Source organism: Thermococcus sp. 101 C5 (assembly GCF_009372125.1).
Lineage (GTDB): Archaea > Methanobacteriota_B > Thermococci > Thermococcales > Thermococcaceae > Thermococcus_A > Thermococcus_A bergensis.
The window spans coordinates 22,944-31,976 of record NZ_WHIZ01000016.1; the positions used below are offsets into that span (position 1 = coordinate 22,944).

13 protein-coding genes and 1 riboswitch are annotated in these 9,033 nt (G+C 43.6%); of the genes, 6 read left to right on the plus strand and 7 right to left on the minus strand.

Annotation, left to right across the window (positions count from 1 at the left end; translation table 11 throughout):
* Positions 1–2: 2 nt before the first annotated feature.
* Positions 3–233 (plus strand): MoaD/ThiS family protein, encoded by a 231-nt coding sequence (locus tag GBV73_RS03840; protein WP_042699454.1) that lies wholly within the window; start codon positions 3–5, stop codon positions 231–233.
* Here GBV73_RS03840 and GBV73_RS03845 read toward each other — a convergent pair.
* From GBV73_RS03845 to GBV73_RS03860, 4 genes are read right to left on the minus strand one after another with little or no spacing between them, the layout of a single operon-like run.
* Entirely contained in the window at positions 220–741 is a 522-nt protein-coding gene (locus tag GBV73_RS03845) for a FumA C-terminus/TtdB family hydratase beta subunit (RefSeq protein ID WP_152879422.1), read from the minus strand. The genes GBV73_RS03840 and GBV73_RS03845 overlap by 14 nt on opposite strands.
* Complete coding sequence (locus GBV73_RS03850; RefSeq protein WP_152879424.1) at positions 732–1,568, minus strand: fumarate hydratase; 837 nt, start codon at positions 1,566–1,568, stop codon at positions 732–734. Before GBV73_RS03850 ends, GBV73_RS03845 begins: the two co-directional genes overlap by 10 nt.
* Before the next feature lie 9 nt (positions 1,569–1,577).
* Positions 1,578–2,228: a glycosyltransferase family 2 protein gene (locus GBV73_RS03855; RefSeq protein WP_042699443.1), complete on the minus strand. Its 651-nt coding sequence runs from the start codon at positions 2,226–2,228 to the stop codon at positions 1,578–1,580.
* Positions 2,206–2,856, minus strand: coding sequence for a peptidase M54 (locus GBV73_RS03860; protein ID WP_152879426.1), 651 nt, complete (start codon positions 2,854–2,856; stop codon positions 2,206–2,208). The genes GBV73_RS03855 and GBV73_RS03860 overlap by 23 nt, the downstream gene beginning before the upstream one ends.
* Before the next feature lie 67 nt (positions 2,857–2,923).
* A riboswitch (Fluoride riboswitch) is annotated at positions 2,924–3,000 on the plus strand.
* Positions 3,001–3,022: 22 nt separating this feature from the next.
* Here GBV73_RS03860 and GBV73_RS03865 point away from each other — a divergent pair.
* The 5 genes from GBV73_RS03865 (at position 3,023) to coaBC (ending at position 6,580) form a co-directional block, all read left to right on the plus strand.
* Positions 3,023–3,868 (plus strand): prenyltransferase/squalene oxidase repeat-containing protein, encoded by an 846-nt coding sequence (locus GBV73_RS03865; protein WP_152879428.1) that lies wholly within the window; start codon positions 3,023–3,025, stop codon positions 3,866–3,868.
* A 22-nt stretch (positions 3,869–3,890) separates the two neighbouring features.
* Positions 3,891–4,262 (plus strand): fluoride efflux transporter CrcB, encoded by a 372-nt coding sequence (crcB, locus tag GBV73_RS03870; protein ID WP_152879430.1) that lies wholly within the window; start codon positions 3,891–3,893, stop codon positions 4,260–4,262.
* A gap of 4 nt (positions 4,263–4,266) precedes the next feature.
* A complete protein-coding gene (locus GBV73_RS03875) occupies positions 4,267–4,647 on the plus strand; it encodes a DUF190 domain-containing protein (RefSeq protein ID WP_152879431.1) in 381 nt (126 codons plus the stop codon).
* Between the two features lie 95 nt (positions 4,648–4,742).
* Positions 4,743–5,315, plus strand: coding sequence for a DUF835 domain-containing protein (locus GBV73_RS03880; protein ID WP_152879434.1), 573 nt, complete (start codon positions 4,743–4,745; stop codon positions 5,313–5,315).
* A gap of 47 nt (positions 5,316–5,362) precedes the next feature.
* Positions 5,363–6,580, plus strand: a complete 1,218-nt coding sequence (gene coaBC, locus GBV73_RS03885; RefSeq protein WP_152879445.1) for a bifunctional phosphopantothenoylcysteine decarboxylase/phosphopantothenate--cysteine ligase CoaBC — start codon at positions 5,363–5,365, stop codon at positions 6,578–6,580.
* Between the two features lie 3 nt (positions 6,581–6,583).
* Here coaBC and GBV73_RS03890 read toward each other — a convergent pair whose 3' ends face one another.
* Genes GBV73_RS03890 through GBV73_RS03900 form a run of 3 tightly spaced genes read right to left on the minus strand, consistent with a single transcriptional unit; the run spans position 6,584 to position 8,916 of the window.
* Positions 6,584–7,261 carry a hypothetical protein gene (locus GBV73_RS03890; protein ID WP_042699424.1) on the minus strand — a complete coding sequence of 226 codons (678 nt, stop codon included), beginning with the start codon at positions 7,259–7,261 and terminating at the stop codon, positions 6,584–6,586.
* A 1-nt stretch (position 7,262) separates the two neighbouring features.
* Positions 7,263–7,541: a NitrOD5 domain-containing protein gene (locus GBV73_RS03895; protein ID WP_232194543.1), complete on the minus strand. Its 279-nt coding sequence runs from the start codon at positions 7,539–7,541 to the stop codon at positions 7,263–7,265.
* A 13-nt stretch (positions 7,542–7,554) separates the two neighbouring features.
* A complete protein-coding gene (locus GBV73_RS03900) occupies positions 7,555–8,916 on the minus strand; it encodes an ATPase domain-containing protein (RefSeq protein WP_152879436.1) in 1,362 nt (453 codons plus the stop codon).
* Positions 8,917–9,033 lie beyond the last annotated feature (117 nt).

Genomic DNA, 9,033 nt, shown 5'->3' on the forward strand with positions numbered 1-9,033 from the left:
ATATGGTGAAAATCAGGCTTATGGGAGCTTTTGCTCATCTTGCCAAAGCTAGAGAGCTTGAGATAAAGCTCGACAGGCCCAAGACCGTGGATGAGATACTTAGGGAGCTAATCCCAAGGTATGACGAATTCCATGACAAGATAATCCTCATCAACGGCAAGCCCGCAAGGGGAGATGCAGTAGTTGAGGAAGGGGATGAAATAAAGGTCATGCCAGTTCTCAGCGGGGGTTAGAGTATAAGGAGTTCCCAAAAGCGTCTATTCCCACTATGAGCGGAAAGTCCTCAACCTCTAGAACCCAAACCGCCTCAGGAATTCCAAGCTCCTCAAGCCAGTAAACGTCCAAAACTCTTTTTACGCTCTTTGCAGCCAGAGAGCCAGCACCACCAGTAAATGCAAAGTAAACTGCCCTATGTTCTTTAAAGGGTTCTGGATTCATCCCGCCTTTCCCTATGATGCCTTTGATTCCCATGCTTAGGATTTTTTCGAGGTGTCTGTTCATTCTCGCGCTTGTTGTTGGGCCCGCGGAGACTATCCTATATCTTCCGCTCTCTTTCTGTACTATGGGGCCGCAGTGATAGATAACAGCTCCTCTTAAATCAAAAGGCGCTCCCTCCTCAAGTATTTTCCTGTGTGCCAAGTCCCTTGCCGTGTATATTACTCCGGAAAGGTAAACCAAGTCCCCGGCTTTGAGCTTTAATACCTCCTTCTCATTTAGGGGTGTTCTCAGCTTCACTGCCATATTCTCACATCTCCGTTTGAGCTTATCTCCAGAAAAGCCCTCCTATGAGCCCAGCACTGGAAAACGATTCCAGCAGGGAATGAAGCCGGGTGTCTATAAGTGATCTCAACCTTGACGTCTAGAGCAGTTGTTCTTCCCCCAATCCCCATGGGGCCTACTCCTAGAGAGTTTATCTCTTCAAGTAGCACCCCCTCGAATTTTGCTATCCTTTTGTCTCTGTGCCTCTCTCCTACGGGTCTTAACAGGGCTTTTTTGGCAAGCTTTAATGCAAAGTCTGCACTCCCTCCAATGCCAATTCCTATTATTACTGGAGGACAGGGCTTCCCGCCGCATTCTTTGACTCTCTCAACAACAGCCCTCTTCACACCTTCAAAGCCTTCTGCGGGAGTAAGCATTGCTAAGGCAGAGCAGTTTTCGCTACCTCCACCCTTTGGGAGGATTGCTACCCTTATCTTGTCGCCATTTACAAGCTCCCAATGAATAATCGGGAGGTTCCCAACGTTTTTGTTCGTAACTACATCGAGGGAGTTTGGTCTTAGGGGGATTTCCTTCGTTGCCTTTTCCAGAGCTGAAGCTATTGCCTCTTTGATTTCTCTTAAGTATGGGCTTTCGATTCCAGCCTCTACGAAGAAAGTCACTGTTCCGGTATCTTGGCATACAGGGATTTGCTCTCGCTTTCCAATTTCAACGGCTTTCAAAATGTTTTCAAGGTTGAACTTTGCAGTTGGGTTATCTTCCTTTTCGTAGGCCTCTCGCAAGGATTTAACAACGTCGTCGGGAATTTTTGTGACAGCAAGCTTTATCGCTTCAAATATTGCTCTCTCCATATACCCACCTCAGTACTTGATAAGGGAGTGGATGAACCTCAAAACGTCTTCAAACCTGAAATGGCCCGTCTCAACCCCATAGATTCTTTCCACCGGGACTTCCTTAACTCTCGCTCCCATTTTCACGGCTTTTATTAAAACTTCAGTCTCAACTTCATATCTTTTGCTCTCTATTTCCGGTAGGAATTCCCTCTTGATGGCTCTAAATCCGCTTTGGGTGTCCTTAACATCAATGCCTAGCTTGAACTTTATTAAGCCGGTACTCAGAAAGTTGCTTATCTTTCTTATAAGCGGTCTTTTTCCTTGTGCCTTTATCAGCCGAGAGCCTATAACAAAGTCTGCCTCCCCCCTCAAAATTGGATAGAGGAGCTTCTCAATTTCCTCTGGATTGTGCTGGCCATCTGCATCCATAAAAACCACAATATCACCACTTACATTCTTGATCCCTTCTCTCATTGCTGCCCCTTTTCCTTGATTTTCCTCAAGTCGGATTACCTTTGCTCCATAACTTTTTGCGACCTCTGAAGTGTTGTCTCTGCTCCCATCGTCCACAACAATAACCTCATCAACGAACTCCGGGATTTTTGAGAGAACCTTTCCAATTCTTTTTGCCTCGTTGTAAGCTGGAATAACAACGCTAATCCGTTTCCCCTCTAACATTTCTTTTCAGCTCCAAAAAGCACTTTTCACAGAAATCGTCCCTTCTTAAGTCCCATTCGGCAATGACCTTTGGGGGGTTCATAACGCAGTCCTCTTGACAGTGATTTAATCCGAAAGCGTGCCCTATTTCGTGTAAAATCCCTTTGAAAAGTCTATCCTCAAAAAGTTTCTTGTTTTCAGATTCAAAAGGTTTTATTGAAAGAACCATGACCTTTAGTTCGTGGAAATCCTGCTGAATCCCCAAAAATTTCTCATAAAAATCTAGGTAGGGATTTCTCGAAACTATGGGGAAGTTCACTATTCCGAATATCTTGTTCATGGTAACCTCTTCTTCGGAACTATTGTTCTTTTCCGCCCTTGCCTTCTTCTTCTCAAAAAGCTCTTCTCGGGCATGTATAAGTTTCGCATGCAAAAGTTCGGTAATTCCCTCCAAGGGGTACCCCTTAACACTCCCACCGTCCGTGTAGATATTAACGAGATAACCGGGGCCCAATTCAAGTTCTCCAAGATAAACAAGCCTTATTGGAAGGTTTTTTGATTTAAAATAGTTGTTAACTCTCCTGTAAGCTCCGGCGATTGCTTTTTCGTTGAATGTGTTGCCAACGTGGACGAATCCAACAAGCTCCATGTCTCACCACTCGCTTGCTTATTATTTTATCTTTCCAGAAGAAAAGCTTATAAAATTACCTAAGAATTTGCCCTTGGGCGATGGCGTCCGCCCGGGGCTTCGAGCCCGAACCGCCCGTTAAGGGCTGATGACGCCTGTTCTTCGCTAAAATTTGGGAGGCGGTAGAATGGGCTCGAAGCTAGGGAACTATGTAGATCTTAGATCAGTTTTAAGGTATATTGAGGATAGAAGGCACGAAGACGGTGGCTATTGCTTTGTTTCCCTGCTAAATGAGACAAACGTAAATGACACCTACTATGCGGTTAAAATCTATGATCTTCTTGGACTAGAAGTCCCAGATGAAGAAAAAACAATAGAATTCTTACACACCTCCCTAAAACCCCAACAAGCAACTGTTGCAATAGCCATGGCAGTTGAAGGGCTCGCAATTCTAGGGGCAAAAGACCTAGCAAAAGAAGGACTTTCACTGGTCTTTGAAAAGTATAGCCCCCTTGAAGGCAAATTTGCCGTTGGTCTTGGGGGGAGCGAGGAATTCGGAACTGCAACACCACTTGAAGCAACCTACTGGGTGCTTAGGGCATTTAGAGCAGGAAATTACAAAGTTTCTTCCGCGGAGAAGAGGAAGATAAAGGACTTCATTGAGAGCTTTAGGAAAGGCGACGGCTATGGTGTGAAGCAGGCAACAACAACCATGACTTGCCAAGCGATCTTTTCGCTCAATGCGCTGGGATACCCAGTTCCAAAAACAGGGCACTTCCACAAGTGCGAAGTTTACGGCGGCTTTACGGAGGTACCTTATTCTCTCCCACCCTATCTGGAGCCAACATTCTACGCGGTTAGGGGCTTAAGGCTTATTAACGAAAAGCCTCGCTACATAGAACCTCACATAAGGTTTATAAGAGCTCTCCAGAATCCCAACGGGGGTTTTAGAAGGAGCCTTGAGATGGGGATTTCAAACTTCCAAAACACCTATAGAGCGTTGAGGGCACTTAATGATCTTCTGAGCTTTTGAATACTGCTTGGGAGGTATGGGAATGAACACTAAAATCCTCTTGGCAGTTGGCATTGGGGGAATGCTGGGAGCAATAATACGCTATGGCATTGCGGGCTTACTCCCAGTTTACAAGGATTTTCCGGTAGGAACTTTATTGGTGAATAGTACAGCCAGCTTTCTGCTTGGTTATTTATATGGACTAATCTTCTTCGGCTATGAAGTTTCTCCCAACTGGAGAGCCTTTTTTGGAACCGGGTTCTGCGGTGGATTGAGTACGTTCTCGACTTTTTCATACGAGACTTTTAGCCTTTTAAGGGAGAGAGAATACTTTCTTGCCCTAATGAACATCTCGGCAAACGTTATAATAACCGTAGGTTTAGTATTTTTGGGATTCCTTCTTGCAAGGAGGTGAAAGGATGGTAGAAATTGAACACTGGAATACTCTAAGAATGAAAATTTACATAGGGGAAAGTGATACTTGGCATGGAAGACCGCTTTATAAGGCAATAGTAGAAAAACTGAGGGAGATGGGACTTGCTGGGGCAACTGTATATAGAGGGATTTATGGCTTTGGAAAAAAGAGTAGAGTGCACTCAAGTGATGTTTTAAGGCTTTCAACGGATCTGCCGATAATAATTGAGGCCGTGGATAGGGGGCACATGATAGAGAGGGCTATAAACGAGATAAAGCCAATGATAAAGGACGGCATGATAACAGTTGAGCCTGTTATAGTTGTGTGGGTGGGGACAAGGGAAGAAATGAGGAAGTTCGAGGAAGATGCTGTGAGGGAGGAGTAGGTTTGGATATCGTTTTAACTCTTGTTACTAACCAAGTTCATTAAAAACTTATTAACAAAAATTTTATAAGGAACTCTTTCATAACTAAAGTCGCCATGATGAGTATTAATTTTGCAATGTTATTTGTTGAAAATGATGTCATTGGAGAAAGCGCTTATTTTGCTCTTTTTTATATTCCGTTTGCTTTTGGCATAATGAAGAACTTTCTTGGAATTTTTATTCCAAATAACAAGCGAAGGGTGAGCGATAAGCCGCTTTCTTCAGGTGCATATATTTATCCTTCACTTAACATTGATTATCTTATCACCGAAATTCTTAGAGATAGGAACATATTGGCGGTTGTTAGAAATCCCAATCTTTTTGAGAAGTATAAACTCCCTATTCTGTGGTTGAGCAAAGTGGAAAAAGAGAATTCGGTTAGTCCAACTCACCTTGAAAAGATTCTTCACTGGGCGGTGACTATGGCCACAAGTGGAGATGCTTTGATTATTGATGGGGTTGAATATCTTATCCTAGAGAACGGGTTTGAGCCTGTTTTTAGATTTCTCGTTAATTTGAAGGATCAAATCCTGCTTAAAGATTCGATTCTTGTCCTTATAGTTGATGAAAGAGCCCTAGAAGAAAAGCATGCTTTTCTCCTGCAGAGGGAGTTTAAAAAGATCCTCTAAAACAGCAACCTTAAATATAATCTCCCCAATTTTCTCTGGTGAGTGAAATGCTTCATCATGTAAGGCTTATATACGCAACCAAGAGCCGGAAGCTCGTTGGAAAGAAGATAGTGCTTGCCATACCGGGAAGCATAGCGGCCGTGGAGTGTGTCAAGCTTGCAAGGGAGCTCATAAGGCACGGAGCAGAAGTTCATGCAGTTATGAGCGAAAACGCTCAGAAGATAATCCATCCCTACGCAATGGAATTTGCTACTGGCAATAAAGTGGTTACGGAAATAACGGGCTTCGTTGAACATGTTGAGCTTGCCGGAGAACACGGGAACAAAGCAGATTTAATTCTTGTATGCCCGGCAACCGCTAACACGATAAGCAAAATAGCCTGCGGAATTGATGATACTCCCGTTACCACCGTTGTAACGACGGCTTTTGCCCATACGCCGATAATGATTGCTCCGGCAATGCACTCGACGATGTACGAACATCCGATAATAAAGGAGAACATTGAAAAGCTCAAGAAGCTTGGAGTCGAGTTTATTGGGCCGAGGTTTGAGGAAGGGAAGGCTAAAGTAGCTTCGATAGAAGAAATAGTTTATCGCGTTATAAAAAAGCTTCACAAGAAGGATTTAGCTGGGAAGAGAGTCCTGGTAACTGCAGGGGCTACAAGGGAGTACATAGACCCGATAAGATTCATCACCAACAGGAGCAGCGGAAAGATGGGTGTTGCGATAGCCGAGGAGGCGGAATTTAGAGGAGCGGAAGTGACACTCATAAGAACCAAGGGAAGCGTGCCGAGCTTTGTCGAAAACCAAATAGAGGTTGAAACAGTCGAAGAGATGCTTGAGGCAATAGAAAAAGAGCTTTCAACCAAGAAATACGACGTTGTTATTCTGGCAGCTGCCGTTAGCGACTTCACCCCCAAGGAGAAAGCGGAAAGTAAGATAAAGAGCGGCCAGCCCTTGGTCATCGAGCTTGTCCCAACGCCGAAGATAATCCAGCGGGTCAAGGAACTCCAGCCCGATGTCTTTTTGGTGGGCTTCAAGGCGGAGTATGGGGTTAGTGAAGAAGAGCTAATCGAGCAGGCAAGGAAGCAAATAGAAAAGGCAAAGAGCGACGTGGTGATAGCCAACAGGGGAGAAATTGCATTTGAAAGTGAAGTGAACGAAGTCTACTGGGTAACCAGGGAAGGTTATGAGAAGTTCCCACTAATGAGTAAAAAGGAGCTGGCGGAAAAGATATGGGACAAGATTGTGGAAATTTTAAAGTAAAAATCAAACCTCCGCGGTGACAGGGAAGAAAACAATCTTGGTAGGAGTGACTGTGTAGTACCATGACCTCAGGTTGTACTCCAAGAAAGGACTTCTTATTACTGTGAACTTTCTTTTAATCTCGTTTTCTTTAACCTCTATTCCAAACTTGAAGAGATTGAGGGCAAAGCTATTTACTATTTCCAAGATGTCCTCTGAGAATATCTTGACGTCGAAAGTTACTAAGACGTTGTTATCACCCTTTGAGAGAACTCTGATGAGTGCTGGAAGTATTACAACAAGCTCATCTGGGTATTTTACTCCATAGAGGTCAAGACCTAGAACAAGGGTCAAGGTATTATTCTTTGTTTTCAAATATCCACTAATTCTGCCGATGATAATCTCAGCATCTTTTGTTTTGATAGAAAGGTCTGGATTAAGTTCTTCCTCTATGAAAGGGTTCACGGAGATGATTTTTACTCTCTCAAAAACCTCATCGGCGTCTTCATATACTGACTTCAGGTACTTAAGGATGGAAGCATATGCATCCTGAAAAGATACTATTAAGAAATCCTCGTAGTCCTCTCTTAGCCTCTTTATTAAGTGATAAAGCACAATCTCAATATCGCTGCCTATCTCATGGTTGAGGAACGTGGGGGATATTCTTTTCGATGCCGCAGTCATTAGCTCTAACGGATCCATTTTACTCACCGTAAATTGCACGTATTTGATCCACTAATTCTTCCAAGGAGTTGATTTCTCTTTCTGTTCCAAGGCGTCCTTTAAGCTTGCTTATAATTACCATCTCCAGTAACCTAGCGCTGTACTCACCAAAAAGTCTTGAAACAGCATCTTTGAATTCTTTTGGATTCTCATATGCCACCTCAAGGCCTTTGTTCAACGTAGCCTTGAGGTGAGCCTCTAAAACAGATTCCAGCCCCGGAGCCACTTCCCTAAGGGCTGCAGAAATTGCTTTAACCAAAATTTCCCCACCTTTATTCATAAATTTCTACCCCCTTGCTGGTGATCTCATATCTGTATATCTTTCTTGAGTGATTTGATCCTCTCGCTTTTACAATTGCCATTTTTCTCTCTATGCTCTCGTTTTTTACTTGATACTTAAGTCCTATTATAACGTCCACCATGGTACTTGCTCCACTAAACGGTACTATCTCGAAGTTTGTCTCGGCATTTAGTGTGAAGTACGTGGTGATTCTGTGTAGTTTTGTCAGTAGGTTGAGATATCTGACCATCTTTGCAAGTTCCTTCTCATCCATATGATTCCTTAATGCGGTTAAGCTGTCTATCACCAATACTTCAGGTTTAAATTCTTCTATTATCCACCTAATCTTTAAGAAGGTGTAAACTGGGGTTTTGCTTTCGGGCACCCAAGTGATTATCTTAAGGTTCTCTCCTAGGGCTTCCTCTATCGGCATGCCGTAGTTTTTAGCGGCTCTTATTATCTGGTCTATTGGTTCCTCGAAGGCGAGGTATACTGCTTTTCTTCCCTGTAATGCATTGGCTATGGCAAAGTGCAGGGAGAATGTGGTTTTTCCAGTTCCAGTCATGCCAATAAGTAGGACATTTGCACCCCTATACAAGCCCCCATCGAGCATTCCATCAAGTTTTTCTAAACCTGTTGTGATTTTTTCCATCGTGTATTCTATTTCCGCTCTACTGAGTTCAGGAACTTCCAGGAACTCAATTCCCCTCTGGGTTATTACATACTCATACTGTGGTTTTTTGATGCTTCTTCTCCTCATTTTTGGGATTTCCATTACCCTTCTTGTGACCTCTCCAAAGGACTCATAGCGGAGTATAATAACCCCATCAACGACGAATTCCTCGAGACCGTACCCTATTTTTTCAGCTCCCATCGGCTTTTCAGCAATTAGGAGGGCAGTTGAGTTATAGGCTTTTATGAACCTTCCAAGCATTGTGTGGAGGAACACTCTTGTTCTTTCAGCGCCCAGAACTTGGGCAAAGACGCTTATGGAGTCGATAACAACCCTTTTTGGCTGGAACTTTACTATTTCACCCATCAGGAGTCCTATTTCCTTCTCTATTGTCTCCTCGCTTACCGTGACAAGGTCTACAAATTTAAACAGTCCGTTTCTTTCGAGTTCTTCAAAATCCATTCCAAGCTGTCTCATTGATTCATAGAACTCGCTCTTGGTTTCTGCAAGCGAAATATACATTCCTTTCTCTCCAAATTTCTTGGCACCGTTGTATATGAAAGTTGCTGAGAATATAGTCTTCCCTGCTCCCGGCTCTCCGGCAACCAAGATTAAAGACCCATCCGGAAAGCCGTCTTTGAGGACATGTTCATCAAAATATTCAATTCCCATTCTGCTCATTTCTACCCCCAATGAACTTTATCTATTCGGGCGGGGAGAGCCCTTCCGATAGGGAGGGGATGAAAGCCCGCAACCCTTAAAACTTCACCTATTAGAAAAATAATAGGTGGTCGCCCA